This is a genomic window from Chitinivorax tropicus (genome assembly GCF_014202905.1).
In the GTDB taxonomy this organism is placed as follows: Bacteria; Pseudomonadota; Gammaproteobacteria; order Burkholderiales; family SCOH01; genus Chitinivorax; species Chitinivorax tropicus.
This window is the reverse complement of sequence record NZ_JACHHY010000014.1, coordinates 66,101-85,339: the sequence shown is the minus strand read 5'-3', so window position 1 is coordinate 85,339 and position 19,239 is coordinate 66,101. Positions and strand designations below refer to the sequence as shown.

General features: G+C 51.8%; 14 protein-coding genes. 6 read left to right on the top strand and 8 right to left on the bottom strand.

Features of this window, described 5'->3' with window-relative positions; genetic code table 11:
• Positions 1-5: 5 nt before the first annotated feature.
• Positions 6-803, bottom strand: a complete 798-nt coding sequence (locus HNQ59_RS12005; RefSeq protein ID WP_184039555.1) for an outer membrane protein assembly factor BamD — start codon at positions 801-803, stop codon at positions 6-8.
• Between HNQ59_RS12005 and rluD the strand changes: the two genes are divergently transcribed.
• Together rluD and pgeF are read left to right on the top strand one after the other, a co-directional pair.
• Positions 802-1,851 carry a 23S rRNA pseudouridine(1911/1915/1917) synthase RluD gene (rluD, locus tag HNQ59_RS12000; protein ID WP_184039552.1) on the top strand — a complete coding sequence of 350 codons (1,050 nt, stop codon included), beginning with the start codon at positions 802-804 and terminating at the stop codon, positions 1,849-1,851. The genes HNQ59_RS12005 and rluD overlap by 2 nt on opposite strands.
• Positions 1,826-2,572, top strand: a complete 747-nt coding sequence (gene pgeF / locus HNQ59_RS11995) for a peptidoglycan editing factor PgeF (protein WP_184039549.1) — start codon at positions 1,826-1,828, stop codon at positions 2,570-2,572. Before rluD ends, pgeF begins: the two co-directional genes overlap by 26 nt.
• Before the next feature lie 79 nt (positions 2,573-2,651).
• Here pgeF and HNQ59_RS11990 read toward each other — a convergent pair whose 3' ends face one another.
• From HNQ59_RS11990 to HNQ59_RS11975, 4 genes are all read right to left on the bottom strand, one after another.
• Positions 2,652-5,465 carry a TonB-dependent receptor domain-containing protein gene (locus tag HNQ59_RS11990; protein ID WP_184039546.1) on the bottom strand — a complete coding sequence of 938 codons (2,814 nt, stop codon included), beginning with the start codon at positions 5,463-5,465 and terminating at the stop codon, positions 2,652-2,654.
• A 370-nt stretch (positions 5,466-5,835) separates the two neighbouring features.
• Positions 5,836-6,030 (bottom strand): hypothetical protein, encoded by a 195-nt coding sequence (locus HNQ59_RS11985; protein ID WP_184039543.1) that lies wholly within the window; start codon positions 6,028-6,030, stop codon positions 5,836-5,838.
• Between the two features lie 38 nt (positions 6,031-6,068).
• Complete coding sequence (phnD, locus tag HNQ59_RS11980; protein ID WP_184039540.1) at positions 6,069-7,049, bottom strand: phosphate/phosphite/phosphonate ABC transporter substrate-binding protein; 981 nt, start codon at positions 7,047-7,049, stop codon at positions 6,069-6,071.
• Between the two features lie 502 nt (positions 7,050-7,551).
• Positions 7,552-8,829, bottom strand: a complete 1,278-nt coding sequence (locus tag HNQ59_RS11975) for an HAD family hydrolase (protein ID WP_184039537.1) — start codon at positions 8,827-8,829, stop codon at positions 7,552-7,554.
• A 689-nt stretch (positions 8,830-9,518) separates the two neighbouring features.
• Between HNQ59_RS11975 and HNQ59_RS11970 the strand changes: the two genes are divergently transcribed.
• Complete coding sequence (locus HNQ59_RS11970; protein WP_343074252.1) at positions 9,519-11,270, top strand: PHA/PHB synthase family protein; 1,752 nt, start codon at positions 9,519-9,521, stop codon at positions 11,268-11,270.
• An 81-nt stretch (positions 11,271-11,351) separates the two neighbouring features.
• Positions 11,352-12,533 carry an acetyl-CoA C-acetyltransferase gene (locus tag HNQ59_RS11965; protein ID WP_184039531.1) on the top strand — a complete coding sequence of 394 codons (1,182 nt, stop codon included), beginning with the start codon at positions 11,352-11,354 and terminating at the stop codon, positions 12,531-12,533.
• Positions 12,534-14,349: 1,816 nt separating this feature from the next.
• Here HNQ59_RS11965 and HNQ59_RS11960 read toward each other — a convergent pair.
• A complete protein-coding gene (locus tag HNQ59_RS11960) occupies positions 14,350-15,438 on the bottom strand; it encodes a PLP-dependent cysteine synthase family protein (RefSeq protein ID WP_184039528.1) in 1,089 nt (362 codons plus the stop codon).
• Positions 15,439-15,582: 144 nt separating this feature from the next.
• Positions 15,583-16,137, bottom strand: a complete 555-nt coding sequence (locus HNQ59_RS11955) for a phasin family protein (RefSeq protein WP_184039525.1) — start codon at positions 16,135-16,137, stop codon at positions 15,583-15,585.
• A 368-nt stretch (positions 16,138-16,505) separates the two neighbouring features.
• On the opposite strand from HNQ59_RS11955, the gene phaR reads away from it, so the two are divergent.
• The gene (gene phaR, locus HNQ59_RS11950) at positions 16,506-17,093 is read left to right on the top strand and encodes a polyhydroxyalkanoate synthesis repressor PhaR (RefSeq protein WP_184039522.1); all 588 of its coding nucleotides are present in this window, start codon (positions 16,506-16,508) and stop codon (positions 17,091-17,093) included.
• Between the two features lie 50 nt (positions 17,094-17,143).
• On the opposite strand, the gene HNQ59_RS11945 is transcribed toward phaR, so the two are convergent.
• On the bottom strand, positions 17,144-17,638 hold the full coding sequence (locus HNQ59_RS11945) for a GNAT family N-acetyltransferase (RefSeq protein ID WP_184039519.1): 495 nt from the start codon (positions 17,636-17,638) through the stop codon (positions 17,144-17,146).
• A 254-nt stretch (positions 17,639-17,892) separates the two neighbouring features.
• Between HNQ59_RS11945 and rimO the strand changes: the two genes are divergently transcribed.
• On the top strand, positions 17,893-19,209 hold the full coding sequence (rimO, locus tag HNQ59_RS11940) for a 30S ribosomal protein S12 methylthiotransferase RimO (protein WP_184039516.1): 1,317 nt from the start codon (positions 17,893-17,895) through the stop codon (positions 19,207-19,209).
• Positions 19,210-19,239: the final 30 nt, after the last annotated feature.

Sequence of the window (19,239 nt, the reverse complement as noted above, 5' to 3'; positions counted from 1 at the left end):
ATGCGTCAAAAGATTTTCCAGAAAGATTTTTTCTCGTCCCCACCACTCAGGTACTTACTTTGTGGGTAATTCTTCTCAAGCACGCGGCGGGTGTCGTCTCGCAATTTGGCTTGCCCCAGCGCCTCATAACCTTGCATCATGATGGCCAGTGCATCCTCTACCGCTGATGTCTGGGGAAAGCTCTTCAGCACATCACTGGCCCGGTTGACTGCAGCCAATGGTGCATTACGATTCAAATAGTAGCGCGCCACATGAATCTCATGTTGCGCCAGGGCATTGACCAGCTTATCCATACGCTCCACCGCATCTGGTGCGTATTTGCTGCTTGGGAAGCGCTGAACCAGCTCTTTGAAGGCATCAAACGATTCGCGTGTGGATTTGGGGTCGCGTTCGGTCATATCTTGACGGTTGATGCGGGAAAGCAAGCCATCATCCTGCAGGAAATTCACGACACCTTTCAGGTAGAAGGCGTAGTCCACATTCGGGTGTGTTGGATGCATTTTGATGAATCGATCACATGCGGCAATGGCCAGAGCAGGCTCGCCTTCCTTATAATGGGCGTAGGCGATTTCCAGTTGCGCCTGTTGGGCATAGCGGCCATAGGGGTAACGCGCTTCCAGCTTTTCGAACAGTGTGATGGCGCGTTGTGTATTGCCGCCATCCAGCGCTTCCTTCGCTTCGCTGTAAATCTTGTCAGGCCCCCATTTGGCCGTCTCGTCCTGCTGTTCCGGCAGCAGACCGCAACCGGCAATCAAAGTCAAACTCAACAGTGCGATACGGCTTGCAGCTACAATACGCTTCATGATGACTTCCCAAATTAATCCCGACGATTATAACCGAAACGATACCGATGACGCGGACACTGTCAGCGCAACGGTACCGGAGGACTGTGCCGGCAGCCGCTTCGATAAGGCTTTGGCACAGATGTTCCCGCAATATTCACGCAGCCGACTGCAAAACTGGCTGAAAGCCGGTCATATTCTGCTCGACGGCCAATCTGCTGACGCCAAGACCAAGGTCTGGGGTGGCGAACAGGTCAGCATGGCGCCGCAGATGCTACCCGAAGAACTGGCGTTTGTCGCAGAAGACATACCGCTGGACATTTTGTATGAAGATGATGCCCTGCTGATCATCGACAAACCAGCCGGGCTGGTAGTGCACCCTGGCAGTGGTAACTGGGAAGGCACCCTGCTGAATGGCTTGCTGTACCATTACCCAACCCTCAAGACCGTGCCGAGGGCAGGTATTGTGCATCGTCTCGACAAAGAGACCAGCGGCCTGATGGTGGTCGCGAAGACCATTCAGGCTCAGCTCAATCTTGTGCAACAACTGCAAGGCCGCTCGGTCAAGCGGGAGTACATTGCCGTTGCGCAAGGCTTGATCAAGCAGGATGGTACAGTGGATGCCCCCATTGGCCGCCACAACAAGGACCGTACGCGGATGGCGGTCACCAGTATGGGCAAAGCTGCCATTACTCACTACTTCGTACTGGAGCGGTACCGTGCGCATAGCTTGGTGAAATGCCGCCTGGAAACAGGCCGTACCCATCAGATCCGTGTGCATATGGCCCATATTGGGCATTCGCTGGCGGCTGATCCGATCTATGGCACCCGCCCTCACGGCTCGACCCCTGAAATCTATGAAGCCTGCCAACACCTGGGCCGCCAAGCCCTGCACGCACGAAAGCTTGGGCTGATCCACCCCGAAACCAATAAACCTATGCTCTGGCGTTCGCCCGTACCGGTTGATATACAGGCATTGATCGACTTCCTGCGGGAGGATATCGCCGGCGAGTTTGAAGATGATTGGGATGAAGACGATTACGATGTCGAAACCATTTACCAAGGCTGATTGCCTGATCCCAGACTGGCCCGCACCAGATCGTGTCAAAGCACTGGTAACCACCCGCCACGGCGGGGTAAGCAACCCACCTTTTCAGAGCATGAATCTAGGCGATCATGTGGGTGACCTGCCCAATACCGTCCTGGAAAATCGGCTCCGGCTGCGCACCCTACTACCAAGTGACCCTTGTTGGTTACAGCAAGTACATGGCACCACCGTGGCCCATGCCGATATGGAACACACACAGCCCCCCACGGCTGATGCAAGCGTGGCCAGACAGGCAGGAAGTGTATGCGTGGTCATGACGGCGGATTGCCTGCCAGTCTTACTCTGCGACCAAGCCGGTACCGTGGTCGGCGCGGCACACGCGGGCTGGCGCGGCTTGCTCAATGGCGTCATCGAAGCCACCGTCACAGCGATGCAGGCACATCCTGAAACACTGATGGCGTGGCTCGGTCCTGCCATCGGCCCTGATGCATTCGAGGTGGGGTCAGAAGTTCAGGCAGCCTTTGTCCAGAGCGACCCCAATGCCGCTGTGGCCTTTGCAGCCATCCCAGATGACAAATACCTGGCCGACATCTATCAGCTCGCCAAGATCAGGCTCAATCGTCTGGGGGTTCAGCATGTCTACGGTGGTGATTTTTGTACCGTAGTGGAGCGTGACCGATTCTTCTCATATCGACGAAACGGCCAGACAGGTCGGATGGCCAGTCTGGTGTGGTTGGCCTGAAAATAGCTTAAAAAAAAACGGTACGCTGATATGCGTACCGTTTTTTGTTCCCATCCCGAAGGATGGGAGAACAGACCAATTACAGGAACTTGTATTCAAAACCCAGTTTCAACATACGGCCTCTGGCGTCATTGATATCCTGCGGAATGATGCCACCTTTTTCATCCATCCAGCGCAAGTTAGGCTCCGGCTTGCGGTTGAACACATTCCTGACGTTGAAGTTGATGGTCAGATTCTTGATGGCGCTGTAGTTAAGGAAGTAATCCACAGTCATATAGCTGGCAATCCGGCATTCGCTGGTATTCCAACCACGTGTAGCGCATGCTTCGTCGGTATATTGCGTATCGTTGTAATCACGTTTGAGCGTTGTGCCACTATTGAAATTGAAGCGCAAGCCATTGGTGGCACCTTTGGAAACCAGTGAAGTGGTCAGATCGCTGCTGTACTTCGAATAACCATAGCGACCAGACAGGTTGTCACCATATCCACCCTTATTGGCGCTCCACTCATAGTAAGAATGGAGATAGGTGGTGTTCCAATCCAGCTGGATTTTCCCGGCGGCCCCTGCGGAGAAACTACCTCTCAGGTTGAAATCAATACCATCGGTCTTGGTCTTGTTTCGGTTTTCAAACGCTTGGTTTCTGCTCGCCAGCGAACCAACTGTTACACCATATTGAGCCAGCTCTGCCGGGGTGAAATTGGTTTCGTTTGCCAACGAATTCCGGTTGATGATGCCAGGCTCTAAGGTATCCTCATTGGCAAGCAAGTCAGCTATCGTGCGGAGACCAATTTCATCCTTGCGCTGGATATTCCAGTAATCAACCGAAGTGCTGATACCCGCAATCGGCTCCAGAACCATGCCCAGCGAGAAGCTCTTGCTGATTTCCGGCTTCAGATTAGGGTTGTTCTTCACGATACTGACCACACCCGCCGAGCATTCATTTTGGCGGACGGTGTCAGCACGAGCCTGCAGAAATGCTATCCGAGGATCATTTGTCGGCAAGGCACTCGCTTGTGCCTGCAAATCTTCCGACAGCCTTTCCGCTTGCGGACAACGCTTCGGATCGCTCTGGCCGTTGTTAAATGCAATCTTGGTTGATGGAGCGCTTTCAGTCAGATTAGGTGCTCTGAAGCCCGTTTCAAACGTACCTCGGAACAGCATGGACTTGCTGGGCTCAAAACGGAAGCCGACCTTCGGCGAGAAATGCGCATCGAACCCTTTGGCTTTATCCAAACGACCCGCTACCTGAGCCTCCAGATTTTTCATCACCGGAATGCTCAGCTCACCAAATACCGCGCCAAGCGAGCGTGAAGCATTGGTTTCAGTTTGCCCTAAACCGACAACGTCACCATTTTTGGTATTTTCTGTCGGCGTGATGGTGAAGGTTTCCTTACGCAGATCGAAACCCGCAGCGTAACCAAGCGTACCCGTGGGGAGCTCTGCGATCGGCCCGGAAATCTTACCATCGATGAAGCTTTGCTTGTTTTCCCCCTTATAGCCATACTCAGGGAACAACACGCTTAACACTTCAGCGGAGTTTTCCTGGGCCATTCGGTAGCCATTGGGCTTGTTGAAAAAATCTGCAGGCAGGACTGTCTGTGTATAGTCACCAATGACTTTCTTGAACCCACTTTCGCTGAAACTACCGTACTCGCGATTGACGGTTTTCGCCCCCATGATACCAACCGCCGTTTCCCAGTCCTGCTCTCCGAAGGAACCTTTGAGGCCAGTCACCAAGCGGTAGGAATCACTGTCAACCTTGCTATTCGCAGGGCCATCTTTAAAGCGATAGTGGAAACCAACTTCCTTGTTAGTTGAATTGAGAGGATGCCCTACAGGCAGCCCGCGATAGGTAAATGTCTTGGGCTTGCTGGTGACAGGATCACCCCAGTCAGTAGGTGGAAGTGCTGGGCCGTAAGCCTGGAATGCATTAAGATACTCCGTCTTGATTTTGGAGTAGGTCAGTTCGGTAAAGCTCAACAAGGAGTCAGTCAGCTGCAGCTTACCAGCCGCGAAGAAATTCGCACGCTTAGATTCCGGCACGGCCTGGAAGCGCTCATAGCGGTTGTAGATACACAGCCCGCCGGAATTCTTTTCTGCACACCCCGGCAGGGCTTTGAGATTAACGTTACCAGGATACGAATAGGATGAAGGCGAGCCAAAATTCCTGAATTTCTTGGTCACTTCTCTATTGGAATATTTCATCACATCATTCCACATCACGGGATCGCGCTTGTAGAAATCAGCGTTGACTAGAACGTTATAACGATCTGCCGCCAAGTCACCCATGCCACCAGTAATGCTCGCATTGTTGGATTTGAAGGTGCCACTGGTATGCGACCAACTATGGTCGGCTTTGATCTGAAGGCCGCGATAGTCCTTACGGGTGATGATGTTGATCACGCCCGCCACCGCGTCAGAGCCATAAATGGCTGATGCGCCACTCTTCAGGACTTCCACCCGTTCAATGGCATCCAAAGGCAATGCATCCAGGTTAGTGAATACATCCGCATAGTCAGCCAGCGCATATGGCGCAACGCGGCGGAAATTCAACAAGACCAATGTCGATTGCTGGCCCATATTGCGGAAGGAAACAGAAGACGAACCCGTTGCGAACGAATTACTTCGACCGATATCCGCCATATCGCTAGAACTGGTAGACATGGACAAGGTATCAAGCAGCTCTTTGACGTTGGTAGCGCCTGTCTTGGCGATTTCCTCACGTTTGACTACTTGAATTGGGGTAGCACTTTCTGCGGAAATACGCTTGATGTGACTACCCGTGACTTCGATTCGCTCAGTCTTTTTGGGCTGCTCTTCAGCATGTACTGGGGATAGGATGCTCACAACGCCTGCCGTTGCGAGCGCCATGGTGATGGGCTTCAGTCGCATACTCACACTCTCTCTGAATTCTGTGTCTGATCAGCCTTGCGGCAATTTTTGAGAGAGACCGAGTGCGCGCCGTTCTATATCGTTCTACACATGCATGCAGCGATATAAATATTATTGATTTGTCAGCAACCTCAGTAACTTGATAGGTGAGTGTGGGCTATATGTTCTTCATTATGTCATTACACCCTGCATACAGCGGGTGCATTGGCCAGCCCGCAATACCTACTTCGGGTACTGCTGTTGATTCGCTCTCGATCCCTGCTGTCAAGCAGACTAGCATAAGTGTTTCAGAATGTAAAAATGCGCCCATCCATGCGATGAGAATTATTTTTATCGCCCCTTGGCCGCGCATCAATCAATACGGAATAACCTATTCATCCATATTGATATTTTCTTTCATCTCCCGCTTTTTTTGACGTGCCCAACTGTTGGCGAGCCACAACAAAACAGCGGTGATAAAGACCCCCAGAAAGAGAAATTTGAGGAGTCCATCCACCCAGCTGTTGCTGGCGATGGAAAACATGAGGGCGACATAGAGCCAGCCGATTATCAGGATATAGCGCATGGATAAAAAGCCGCGCTAGATTGCGCGGCGTATTGAGATCAGTTCTTTTCCTTGACTTCCAACATCCGGGTGATCCGCCCGAATTTCTTCGAAATTTCTTCGTAGCGGGCGGTCTTTTCGGTAGCCGGAACACTTTCGTCTAGCATCAGCTTTTGATGTTCCTGGAACATCTGCAGGTCTGCAATGCGCATCAGTTGTGAGTTGGAGGATGATTTGAAACCCGATAGGTCACGGATGTTCAACAGTACCTTGCGCTGTTCTGCACCACCTTTGCCATAGCTGAAGAAGAATTGCTTGATTTTGGCTTTGGTTGAGGATTGCAGATCATTTCGAAAAAGCATGGGATCATTGGGGATCAAATCAGATTCCCACAGGATACGGATGTTTTTGTACTTGTCCGCAAACTCGGTTTTGAACGTATCCATGTCCTCGGTGTTGTTGGTCGAAGCATCGAGCTTGCCCTCGGCCACGGCCAGGAAGTTCTTTTGGTGATTCTGGTAGACAATGGATTTGAAGTGCTTGCTGGCATCGATGTTGTTACGTGAGAACACGTAATAGCTGGGGATCAGATAACCAGAGGTGGACTTGGGGTCGCCATGTCCAAAAGCATATTTTTTCCCGTTGGCGAGCAGATCCTCCAGCGACTTGATCGGGCTGTTCTGCTGGGTAATGATCAGCGAACGATAGCCAAGCGAGCCGTCAGCCTTGACCACTTGTGCAAAGACAGTTGCATTACCGACGCTGACAGCATCGATGGCTACCTTGCTGGATAGCCAGGCGATCTGGATCTTGTTGTCCTTCATGCCCTGCACAATATCGCTGTAATTGGTGGAGGCGACCAGATTGACCTTCATCCCAAGTGCTTTTTCCAGCTCCACCGCCAGGGGCTTCCAGTTATCTGTCGTTTCCTGAACGGTTGTGGGCGCGATCAATCCCAGTGTCAGCTCTTCTGCTTGTGCCAAGCCACTGGCCATCAAGCCCGCAATCAGTGTTGCCAACGTCTTTTGGTATAACTTCATGAAATCATCTCCCTACTTCTGCAATTGTTGGAGGCACCTTCGCCAACATTGAGTCGATATTGGCGCCATCTTTTGCGATGTCACAACCATTCAGAATGACAGATATGGTTGGACGCCGATTCCCTTGTCGTCTTCATATGATGAATTTTTATACACGACCAAGCCAATTCGGCTATACCCGAATTTCAAAGGTATGGAATGCCGTATTCTGCCAAAACACTAGCATGTTGGCATGGAAAAATGTATTTGAGCGCAGGAATATCGACATCCAGGAGACGCCGCAATGCTTATTGCATTGCAAAAAGAAGCCGAGAGAGATGCTCATGCCGCAAAACCAAACCATACGACATAAAGCGTAGGTTCTGTTGCCATGGCCCCTCGGCGCGTGCTGAGTGACGGGCAATGCCGGTGAGCTGCCGGTGGATTGCCGCCAACTCGATTCGGCACAGGCCATGAAATGATGTCAACAGAACCTCGCAATGATCGCTATGGGGTAGCCTGATCAGGCAAGTAGTTTTTTCTCGGTTTTACCGAGCTTCAGCGTCATCTCCTCTGGAATCCACTGCCCAGTACGCTCATCTCGCCCTTGCAGCACAAAGCGTGCACCAGGCCTGCCCAGTGTTTCAGCAGCCTGCGCGCAGAGGGTACCGATTTTGCCCTTCTTGAGGCGGTTGACGATCACGCTCAGCTGCGTATCGGGGAAATCGCGCAACATGTCATAGTCACCATCGCTGTCGCCCAAGACCATCAGCGGGCCATAACCTTTTTTTGCAACCAGCTCCCGCTTGATGACTTCTGATTTGCCCGGCCCCCAGTTCAGTGGCCAACCAGCTTTGTAGGCGTTTTTGAATACCCCGTCAGCAGTGGTTTCCAGACGTAAGCCCAACACCTGTTCTGGTTTCAGCGCATAGCCATATTTAGGAAGGGTCGCAAACACCCGGACGACATCCTCCAATGATGCAGTGCTGACATAGACGTCAATGTCATTGGCTTCCAAAACATGCATCAGGTTGGAGATCTCCGGTGTCAGGCGCAAGCCGTGGCTGTGGGCGGTGCTGATGACGCCAGCTTGCCCAGCACGCGAGCTGGGGCTGACGTACTTGACCTTACGAATACCATCGCCCAGGCCAAGGTCGTTCGAGGCCTCTGCCATGGCAGAAACTTCCTTCACCGACAGATTGGCAAAGAAATAAATCACCCAGGGGTAGCCAATATTCGGGCCATGGGTATCGTTGATGGCCTCGTACAGAAAGTAGAGCTTGGCGCGGAAATCCACGAATACATCGCTGGCCTGCACCGCTTCCAGGCTCTGCTGTCCGGCCATGCCTTTATACTGTTGGTGAATTTCTTTGTAATCATCGACCAGGTCGCTGGTGATGGCTTCCAATGTGACCACTTGGCCATCGGCATTTTTATAATCAGCGGCAAATGGGCCTGGTGGCACCCCTTGCTTGACGATTGTTGCAAATTCGTCGGGCGTCAGCTTGAATGCGAGGTTGTTGATCTGATACATCAGCAACGCCTCTTCAGTGTCGTGCATGATGGAGGTGTTGTCCCAGTCGAACACGACATAGGGTCGCTTGCTGGCACGGTGGCGCCTGCCACCTCTGCCAAATTCTGCAATGATCTCATTGACCCGACGAAGTGCATTGGGCGCCCACTTGCCCGCATCCGGAGTGGCTTTTCCTGGGTGCTTGTATTGCCCAGCTGCCGCTTCCTTCCCTAACAATGCCAATGCGCCACCTGCTGCCAGGGAGGTCATGAATCCACGACGTTGCATATTTTTTCCTCATCATTTGGTATTGCACCCCAGCGACAATCAATGTAGCCACTTGAAATACAACACATTTTTTATATGTCTTATCAAGCCTTGTCCGTCATACCCCAGATTGAGCCAGCCAATGGACAGCATGGATCAATCGGATCGAGAGCACATTGAGCCACACCCTCAACACGCTCAGAAGGACGATCATAGTGTCTTTTTTGCAGGTTTAGAATAATCAATTTGAAATGTTTTGGTAACGATTGCATTCAACATCTCTTATTTCAAATATTCGTTAAGCATTATTTCAAAACATCAATACAACTGACACCAAGCAAATACATAAATCAATGATATGACATATGAGTTTTCCATATTCTCAAGCACTGGCGCGATAAGGAAAAATTTGAATATATCTGGATATCATCACCCTATCGAAAACGGATCATTCCACCTCAGACCCAACCGAACGTCGTAGGGTGCGGATTTCCCCTGTCAGTAGAAATCTGATGTTGCAGGTGCGAAAAGATTCTTGTAAAACTGCCATGTCAGGATACGGTCAGATCGTCATCTGACCTATTCAACAGGTAGCGGTCCACCAGCTGGCGTCGTGTCGGTGCAGGTATTGGTTTCTACTGCCATGACCCCAGGCTGGATACAGCAGGTTTGAAGTTGCAATGCAGCAATCATCTGGAAGGGGACGTCGCGTGGCAGTCGAAAATCAAGGTGCGGTGCTCGACAAACTGTTCGAGACCATTACCGAAACCAATAAGCAGTGGTTTGAGCAGCTCCTCAAACCGCTTGCTGCAACCCAGCCTGAATCAACTGAGCAATTGATGCCCAATCTGATCCAAGGGCTGATGCAAAACACCTCGCATCTGGTTGAAAAGCAAGGCGAGTTTTACCAGAAGCAGATGGATCTATGGATGGGCATGCTAGGTGCCCATCGCGGCGAAGAACGCCGGACGATCATCAGGCCTGCCAATCAGGATCGACGCTTCAATGCCCCCGAGTGGGAACAGTACCCACTCTTCGATTACATCAAACAATATTATCTGCTGACCGGCCAGTGGTTGACCGAACTGGTGCAAGGCGCTGAGTTGGACGAGGAAGCGAAGGACAAGGCACTGTTCTTCACCAAGCAGTACATTGATGCCATGAGCCCGACCAATTTTCCGCTAACCAATCCAGAGGTATTAAAGCTGGCAGTTGAAACCAAGGGCCAGAGCTTGGCGGATGGACTGAAGAACTTGGCCGAGGACATCCAGAAGGGCCACATCTCGATGACGGATGAGTCGCTCTTCGAGGTGGGCAGAAATCTGGCCGTCACACCGGGCGAAGTGGTGTTCGAAAACGAACTGCTGCAGCTGATCCAATACACACCGACGCAGGCAAAGGTCTATGAGCGCCCGTTGCTCGTCATCCCGCCGTGCGTCAACAAGTATTACCTGATGGATCTACAGCCTGACAATTCGTTTGTCCGCTATATGGTGGAACAGGGGTACAACACCTTCCTGATCTCTTGGAAGAATATCACCCCAGCCGAAGGACACCTGACATGGGAAGACTATCTGGAAAAAGGTATTTTCCAGGCCACGCAGGTGGTGCAGTCAATCGGCAAGGCAGAAAAGATCAATGTCCTGGGCTTCTGCATCGGTGGCGTGTTGCTGTCCACTGCGCTACCGATCGCAAAGGCACGTGGGCACGACTGGTATGAGTCTGCCACCTTGATGACTGTGATGGTCGATCACACCGACCCAGGTGAAATCAGCAATTTCATCGACCAAGCATTGGTTCGGAGCCGAGAGACTCGCTTGGCTGACGGTGGCGTAATCAGTGGCAAGGAGATCGCCAGAACCTTCTCATCTCTCCGCGCCAACGATCTGGTCTGGAACTACGTCGTCAATAACTATCTGAAAGGCAAAACGCCCCCGCCTTTTGATCTGTTGTATTGGAACAATGACTCGGCCAACTTACCATTGCCGATGCACACCTTCTTCTTGCGAACCATGTATCTCGACAATGCCTTGGCAACCCCCGGCACGACAGAGCTATGCGGCGTCAAGATCGACATGAAGCAGGTGACCCTCCCCGTCTACAACTTCGCCGCTCGCGAAGATCACATTGCGCCGTGGAAAACCGCCTATCTGACCAATGCCCTGCTAGGTGGGCCAGTACGCTATGTGCTAGGTGCGTCTGGTCATATCGCAGGGTCGATCAACCCAGTCAAGCTGGGCAAGCGGAACTACTGGGTCAACGACAACCTGAATCAATCAGCCGATGCCTGGCTGGAAGGTGCCGAGTCTCGCCCAGGAAGCTGGTGGGCCGATTGGGATGCATGGCTGGCCCCCCAGTCCGGCAAATTGGTGGCCTCACCCAAGACATTGGGCAACCGTCAGTACAAACCCATCGAGCCAGCACCTGGTCGATATGTGAAGGAACGTGCTGTCAAAGTTTGAGGCACGGTATCATCCTGCCTATCAAAAACCAAGCGTGTCCGCCCTCTGGCGGGCACGTCACCTCAATCTGGAGAGACTGACATGAATGAAGTCGTGATTGTTGCAGCGGGCCGTACAGCGATTGGCTCGTTTGGTGGTGCGTTGGCGGGCATCAGCGCACCCGACCTGGGCGCAAAAGTTATCAAGGCGTTGCTCGACAAAACTGGCATCACGCCCGATCAAGTCTGCGAAGTCATCATGGGCAATGTGCTGACAGCCGGACTGGGCCAAAACCCTGCCCGTCAAGCCTTGATCAAAGCCGGGCTGCCGGTTCACATCCCAGGGCTCACCATCAACCAGGTATGCGGCTCAGGCCTGAAGACCACCCACCTTGCAGCCCAGGCCATTGCACAGGGTGACAGCGATATCATCATCGCTGGCGGTCAAGAGAACATGTCCGCCTCGCCGCACCTGCTGAACAACAGCCGCAACGGCATCCGCATGGGCAATGGCACACTGGTGGACAGCATGGTCTACGACGGCCTGACCGACGTATACAACCAATACCACATGGGCGTCACCGCTGAGAACATCGCCAGCAAATACGGCATCTCACGCACCGAGCAGGACGAATTTGCCCTGGGCTCGCAGCAGAAAGCCGAGGCAGCGCAAAAAGCGGGCAAATTCGCAGATGAAATCATCGGTATTGAGATTCCACAGCGCAAAGGCGATCCGATCGTATTCAATCAAGACGAATACATCAAAATCGGCAGCACCATGGAGGGCCTAACCAAGCTCAAACCCGCTTTCAACAAAGAAGGCACCGTCACAGCAGGCAATGCATCAGGCATCAATGATGGCGCATCTGCTGTAATCATGATGTCCGCCAAGAAAGCCGCCGAGCTAGGCCTCAAGCCATTGGCCTATGTCAAAGCCTACGCTTCCGCAGGCGTCGAGCCTTCCATCATGGGCATGGGGCCAGTCCCCGCCACCCAGCGCACCCTGGCACGCGCAGGCTGGAGCCTTGACCAAATCGACCTCATCGAAGCCAACGAAGCCTTCGCTGCCCAAGCATTGGGCGTATCAAAAGAGCTGAAGTGGGACATGAGCCGTGTCAATGTCAACGGTGGCGCCATTGCACTGGGCCACCCGATAGGCGCATCTGGCAACCGTGTTCTGGTGACCTTGATTCACGAAATGATCCGCCGTGACGCCAAGAAAGGTCTGGCAACACTGTGCATCGGCGGTGGCATGGGCGTGGCACTGGCGATTGAACGTCGCTGATCTCACCACCCTTCACAACAAAAAAGCCTCTCAATCTGAGAGGCTTTTTTGTGACGCTGGCATCAGGTTTCTGTTTCTTCTTTTCCATAAAGCACTGACAGTGCTGGCCGAAATTACCACCCCCATCAGAAAAAGATCGTATTTCGAATTGAAGTACACACCAATCTGCTGGGTAATCTCTCCAGAAACAAAAACTATCAAAAGGTATAGCAAACCATACACATACTTCATCACCGACACATTCCCTTCAATTCAAATCTGACAATTTGTAGCCATTTCTCATCAAAACCTGACTGATGCTATTCTCACCACACCAAGTCCCTCTTGCATAAACCCTGAGCGGGGCGAATTTTCACTTTCTCCAAACGGATTTACACCACAACCACCACGCACGGATAACCTATCTATCAATTATTTTTTTCAAATACCATACCCATCATGGTCTTCTATATAAATTATGATCCGTGTAATTTTAGTGGGTTACTATATATTTTTACTGAGTCAATACATCGCTATAAATACAGCCATGACAAGCTTATGCCCGCCCAGATGGACATTGAGCGGTGCTGAATAAGGGATTGGCGGTGGGCTTTCCAACTGATGGTTCGAATTCGTTTTGAGGAGGGCTCAGTCAGGGTGTTATCTTACCAAGCCATGGTGTCGGTGGATTTGAGCAACAGAGTCAGCCATAGCTGACCAGATTATATGATGAACTACCTGAGGATATAGATTGCTGATCTAGCCCCACTCTATTCGCAGGCCTGATCCCGCCTCTGGGTGCTGGCCAACTGACGGAGGGTTGCTTGTCGGGCTGCTCGTCGGGCTGCTCGTCGTGCAAAAGGATGGATCAAGCCACATATAAAATATGTAGCAAGCAGCCAAACTATATCACCACGCTCTACCAACCCAACTTGGTGACAAAACACTGAAGCCAAACCGGAAATTGAAAACAACATGGCAAACTCTCTAAGCTTACTACTCATCATCCCACCTTAATCGTCAATTCATTTTAAAAATGTGGATTGGAATAAATTAAATCCACGAGCAATAATTTGTTTTTCAAGCAAGCGCATCTGAAAAACAGATTCCAAAACATTACCCAGGAAGCACCTTTTCCATTGGTCCAGCCTGTATTAATTTCTCAATAACCAATTCGAATAGATTCGCAACCTATGCAAGGGTGCCATACCAGAGCGATGAGCACCATACCAGCAGTCCAAAGCCCACACCGACAACGGTAGCATGGACTGTATCATCCGATACCCAACCCACAACCTCCAGATCCGTGAGACTTAAGCCTCTCATTCAATCTATCCTCATAGCAGGAGAGCATTTACAGATTTAGAAAATTGCAGGAATGATTTGCAAAGAGAATTTTTGCATAGTGCTTTTCATCATGTCAACGTTCCAACCCTGTCAATTCTAGAAAATCAAATCAACATATTAGAGAGTATGGTGTAATTTATCAGGAAAGAAATTAAAAAAAACAACAAATTAGGATTCAGAAAAAGATGCTACCCAGACTACCAGATCAAGCTGATTGATTGGTGCTCTATTTTTGATTACTTTCTCAAACGCCATTTCGTCTCAACCTCAGCCACCGCGCGCGCACCACCACGGTGCATGGATCTCTGATACCAAGCTGGCGGTGATCTCTCTGTTGATTGTTGACTCAGGGTGTATCCTCAGAGAATTGGAGGTGCCAACCATACAGCCATCGAGGCCCCGATCCAGTCTATCTATTATCAGCGCTCAAACCGGCGAGTTGGCTCAGTCTCATTAACGAAACATTCTCTTCAAATCCCGGGGTATTTTGTTACCGGCTCGCAACCGCCAGCGTCGGCAATGCATGCCCTTGCTCCGCACAGGCTTTGATCTGGTCGATCAAGGGTGACAGATTGAGCCCTCGGGCGGCCAGCCAGTTGTCGTTGTAGTAGCTGTGGGCGTAACGCTCACCGCCATCGCACAGGATGCCGATGATCGACCCCGCCTCGCCTCTTTGCTTCATACGATGGGCAATATGCAGTGCACCAATCAGGTTGGTCCCGGTTGACCCGCCCACCCGCCTGCCAAGCAAGGCAGCCAAGTAATGCATCGCCGCCAGTGACAATGCATCTGGCACCTTCAACATCTCATCAATGACATCGGGAATGAATGAGGCCTCGACCCGTGGCCGCCCAATCCCTTCAATGCCAGAGCCACAATCCAATGTGACATCAGGATTGCGGCTTTCATAATAATCGAAGAACACTGAATGCTGTGGATCGACACACAGTATGCGGGTGGCGTGGCGCTGGTAACGTACATAACGACCAATGGTCGCTGTAGTCCCACCCGTGCCGGGGCTGGTGACGATCCAGGCTGGGACTGGATGTGGCTCGCGCTGCATTTGGTGAAAAATCGACTCGGCTATATTGTTGTTCGAGCGCCAGTCGGTAGCCCGCTCTGCATAGGTGAATTGATCCATGAAGTGGCCACCTGTTTCCAGCGCCAATCGATCCGATTCTGCATAGATCCGGGTCGGATCATCCACCAGATGGCAGCGGCCACCATAAAATTCGATAGCTGCGATTTTTTCAGGAGAGGTGGTAGCTGGCATGACCGCAATGAATGGCAGGCCCAATAGCCTTGCGAAATAGGCTTCTGAAACAGCGGTGGAGCCACTCGATGCCTCGATGACCGTACTCTTTTCATTCAGGCGACCGTTACATAAAGCGTATAAGAAGAGTGAGCGGGCCAGGCGATGCTTCAAAGAGCCAGTCGGGTGGCTGGATTCATCCTTGAGGTAGAAGTCGATGCCAGGAAAACCTGGCAAACGGACCGGGATCAGGTGAGTATCGGCGGAGCGGTGGAAATCAGCTTCAATATAAGCGATGGCGCGGGTGACCCAGTCGCGTGTTGGCATGATGTGTCTCTATGATGTGATCGTCAATACCGCACATTCTAGGAGAGTCAGGCCCACTACCCTATTGCCAATACTGCCAATAAGGCCAAAACAAAATACCCGGCGCGAGGCCGGGTGTTTTGTTGAAACGACAGCCCTGCCGAATCAGGCAGCTGAAGCCTTTTTGGTTGCGGTCTTGACCGCATCGACTGTTGCAGTCGTCGCTGCTTTGACCGATGCATCCGCAAAATCGGCCACTTGCTTGGCGGCTTTGGTCATGCTGTCCACAGCAGCGGCAGTCGCTGCTACGGTTGATTTCAATGCTGCGACTGCAACATCTGCGCCAGCAGGGGCAGACTTGGCTGTCTTGTCGATGGCCGAAACCAGGTCCTTGTTGAAGGCTGTCAGGCGCTCTTCCATCAGCTTGGACAGCTCGCTCAGGGCCTGTGAATTGATTTCATATACACTGCGGTTATAGCTCAGCACCTGCTCAGATGCGGCTTCAATCAGCTTGTTGCGCAGCGTGACGGCCTCTTGCAGGTCTTTGACAGATGTCAAAGACTTGGCATTGCTGGCAAACTGCTCAAGGGATTGCTTGGTGGTGTCCAGATTGAGCTTGCTGATACGCTCATTGCTTTCCAGGGAAAGTTGAGCCAACCGCAGGAAAGTTTCAATCTGGCCGCTGGCAAATTCACTGAAGTGATCTGGGGTCTTAAACATGTTCAACTCCTTCGACAATATTCGGGTTCATAAACAAAAACGTCCAATACGGAACTACTCTGTTCATGCTGGTCGGTTGGGCTGATATCGTCCGGCACCAAAACTTTATCGTCAGCGACGTGCCCTTTTGTTATATTTTGTGCCTTGCACAAATTTAGAGTCATAGTACTAGTCGGTTTTTCTGCTGTCAAATGAATTTGTTGCAACGCATCAAACACCACGCGGCGCCTCTGGTGCGATGCAGATGAGCTGATACAATAGACTTGATCGGACGGTATCGAGCCCATATCACAGATGGTGTCCGGCATTTGCTCTTTTGACTTTCTGGCGTGCGCCGCCAACACAACGACAAGATGATGGAGAAGGTAATGAGCGAAGAGAAAAGGGTGATCAAGAAATATCCAAATCGACGTCTGTACGACACGGCCACCAGCTGTTACATCACCCTTGAGGATGTAAAGAAATTGGTTCTTGAAAACATCAAGATCCAGATCGTCGATGCCAAAACCCACGATGACATCACCCGCAGTGTCTTGCTACAGATCATCTTGGAGGAGGAATCCGGCGGTGTGCCGATGTTCACCTACGATGTACTGACACAGATCATCCGCTTCTATGGGCACGCCATGCAGGGGTTGATGGGGAATTATCTGGAAAAGAACCTGCAGATCTTCACCCAGATGCAGGAGCGACTACAGGAGCAGACGAAGGCCGTCTATGGCGACAACCCGATGCTCAACAACAATGTCTGGAGCGATTTCCTGAAGTTCCAGGCACCGGCCATGCAAGGTATGTTGACCACATATCTTGAGCAGTCCACCAATATGTTTGTCGATATGCAACAGCAATTGCAGGATCGTGCGCGAAATCTGTTCAGCGGATTTGGCTTCCCTGGCTACCCGACCAGTGAGGAAGCGCCTCAGCCAGCGCCGGATAGCACAAAGAAAAACGGTTGATTTGACCAGCCCTGGCGATGTGTCAGGGCTGTTTCAATGCCAGCCATGCCTCATTGGGGCTCGTTGATGATAAAGATCCGCAGATCTGGCTGAATCGGGTCGAGATAGGTGCGCACGGAGTGAAAAGGCAGGCGCTCGAATATGCTTTGCCAGAACGCTTGCGATGTCTCATCTGCCTCATAACTCATCACAATCCAGGGGTGTGCAGTGGCCAGCATCACGCCCTCGACAATCTGCTGGCCGATTCCCATGCGTCGAAAGCGCTTCAGCAGGAACAGGTCGGCAAACTCCGGAAATGGCAGATCGGGCAGTGAATCATGCTCAATCAACAAGAAACCGGCAATTTCATCATTCACCTTGATCAGATTGGCGCTCCAGCCCGGCTCATCCCAATAGCGGCGCAGATAGTCACCATCGAGATAAAACTGGCCATTTTCTTCGACATCAGACCCTTCCCAGTCTGATGAATCATAGGCATAGAATTGATACAGGTTACGGATGATCGGTAATGCGGAGAGTTCGGTGCGGATCAGGTCGATTTTCATAAATCAGGCTACAAGGCCAAGGGGCTGGGTTTTGTTGAAACAATGCGACATTGTGATGGGAACAAGCGGAAACCTCACATTATCCACAATCTGCCTCTCAGGCCAGGCTTTTCTCAAGCCCGATAATGGATCGGCCAGCACCACCACCTATGCAAACCGATGCTTTTCAGATGTTTGCCTGCAATGATTTCCTGTTTGAGGCGGACGTGTAAGTAGCTGTATAATGAAGGTTTTTGCTAAACAGAATTTCTAGTATGAATAAGCCACATAGTATCGGATTCGTATCGCTGGGTTGTCCAAAAGCATTGGTGGATTCCGAACAGATCCTGACCCAGCTACGTGCTGAAGGATATGAAATTTCAGGGAGTTACCAGGATGCAGATCTGGTTGTGGTGAACACCTGCGGGTTCATCGACTCGGCAGTTCAGGAGTCGCTCGACGCCATTGGCGAGGCGCTGGCCGAAAATGGCAAGGTGATTGTCACTGGCTGTCTGGGAGCCAAAGGTGACATTGTCCAACAGACACACCCCAAGGTGCTGGCAATCACCGGCCCCCATGCCACCAATGAAGTATTGCAGCATGTGCACACGCATCTGCCGAAGCCACACGATCCATTTGTGGATCTGGTTCCACCACAAGGCGTCAAGCTGACCCCGACCCACTATGCCTACCTCAAGATTTCTGAAGGTTGCAATCATCGCTGTACCTTCTGCATCATCCCGTCCATGCGGGGAGATCTGGTCAGCCGACCGATCCACGAAGTGCTGCGTGAGGCGGAGAATCTGGCCAAAGCGGGCGTGAAGGAATTGCTGGTCATTTCGCAAGACACATCGGCCTATGGTGTCGATGTCAAATACAAGACGGGCTTCCACAATGGCCGCCCGGTCAAGACGCGGATGACCGAGTTGTGCCAGGCACTGGGGGAGATGGGCATCTGGGTTCGTTTACATTATGTGTACCCCTACCCGCACGTGGATGAGGTCATCCCATTGATGGCAGAGGGCAAGATCCTGCCGTATCTGGATATTCCTTTCCAGCATGCCAGCCAGAAGGTGCTCAAAGCCATGAAGCGCCCGGCCAATGCAGATAACGTCTTGGCACGCATCAAGAAATGGCGGGAGATCTGCCCAGACCTCACCATCCGCAGCACGTTCATCGTCGGCTTCCCTGGTGAGACAGAAGAAGATTTTCAGGAGTTGCTGACCTTTATCGAAGAAGCACAACTCGACCGTGTCGGCTGTTTCACCTACTCGCCGGTTGAAGGCGCGACAGCAAATGCTTTGCCCGATCATGTGCCTGAAGATGTGGCGGAAGATCGTAAGGCACGCTTCATGGAAGTACAGGCGCGCATCTCGGCGGAGCGCTTGGCACGCAAGATCGGGCGTACCCTGCCAGTGTTGATCGACGAGGTGGATGAGGAAGGCGCGATTGGCCGCAGCCAGGCAGATGCCCCAGAGATCGATGGCTTGGTCTATTTGAACGATCCCGACATTCAGGTCAAAGTCGGTGACATTGTGCAGGTCACCATCACCCATGCTGATGAACATGATCTGTGGGGTGAGCTGGCTTGATCGATCCAGGCGACCATTCTCCACGCTGAG

Bases quoted from the DNA above. Each gene is read 5' to 3' on its own strand.
- rluD (WP_184039552.1), top strand. From the start codon at position 802: ATGATGACTTCCCAAATTAATCCCGACGATTATAACCGAAACGATACC.
- HNQ59_RS12005 (WP_184039555.1), bottom strand. From the start codon at position 803: ATGAAGCGTATTGTAGCTGCAAGCCGTATCGCACTGTTGAGTTTGACT.
- pgeF (WP_184039549.1), top strand. From the start codon at position 1,826: ATGTCGAAACCATTTACCAAGGCTGATTGCCTGATCCCAGACTGGCCC.
- HNQ59_RS11990 (WP_184039546.1), bottom strand. From the start codon at position 5,465: ATGCGACTGAAGCCCATCACCATGGCGCTCGCAACGGCAGGCGTTGTG.
- HNQ59_RS11985 (WP_184039543.1), bottom strand. From the start codon at position 6,030: ATGCGCTATATCCTGATAATCGGCTGGCTCTATGTCGCCCTCATGTTT.
- phnD (WP_184039540.1), bottom strand. From the start codon at position 7,049: ATGAAGTTATACCAAAAGACGTTGGCAACACTGATTGCGGGCTTGATG.
- HNQ59_RS11975 (WP_184039537.1), bottom strand. From the start codon at position 8,829: ATGCAACGTCGTGGATTCATGACCTCCCTGGCAGCAGGTGGCGCATTG.
- HNQ59_RS11965 (WP_184039531.1), top strand. From the start codon at position 11,352: ATGAATGAAGTCGTGATTGTTGCAGCGGGCCGTACAGCGATTGGCTCG.
- HNQ59_RS11960 (WP_184039528.1), bottom strand. From the start codon at position 15,438: ATGCCAACACGCGACTGGGTCACCCGCGCCATCGCTTATATTGAAGCT.
- HNQ59_RS11955 (WP_184039525.1), bottom strand. From the start codon at position 16,137: ATGTTTAAGACCCCAGATCACTTCAGTGAATTTGCCAGCGGCCAGATT.
- phaR (WP_184039522.1), top strand. From the start codon at position 16,506: ATGAGCGAAGAGAAAAGGGTGATCAAGAAATATCCAAATCGACGTCTG.
- HNQ59_RS11945 (WP_184039519.1), bottom strand. From the start codon at position 17,638: ATGAAAATCGACCTGATCCGCACCGAACTCTCCGCATTACCGATCATC.
- rimO (WP_184039516.1), top strand. From the start codon at position 17,893: ATGAATAAGCCACATAGTATCGGATTCGTATCGCTGGGTTGTCCAAAA.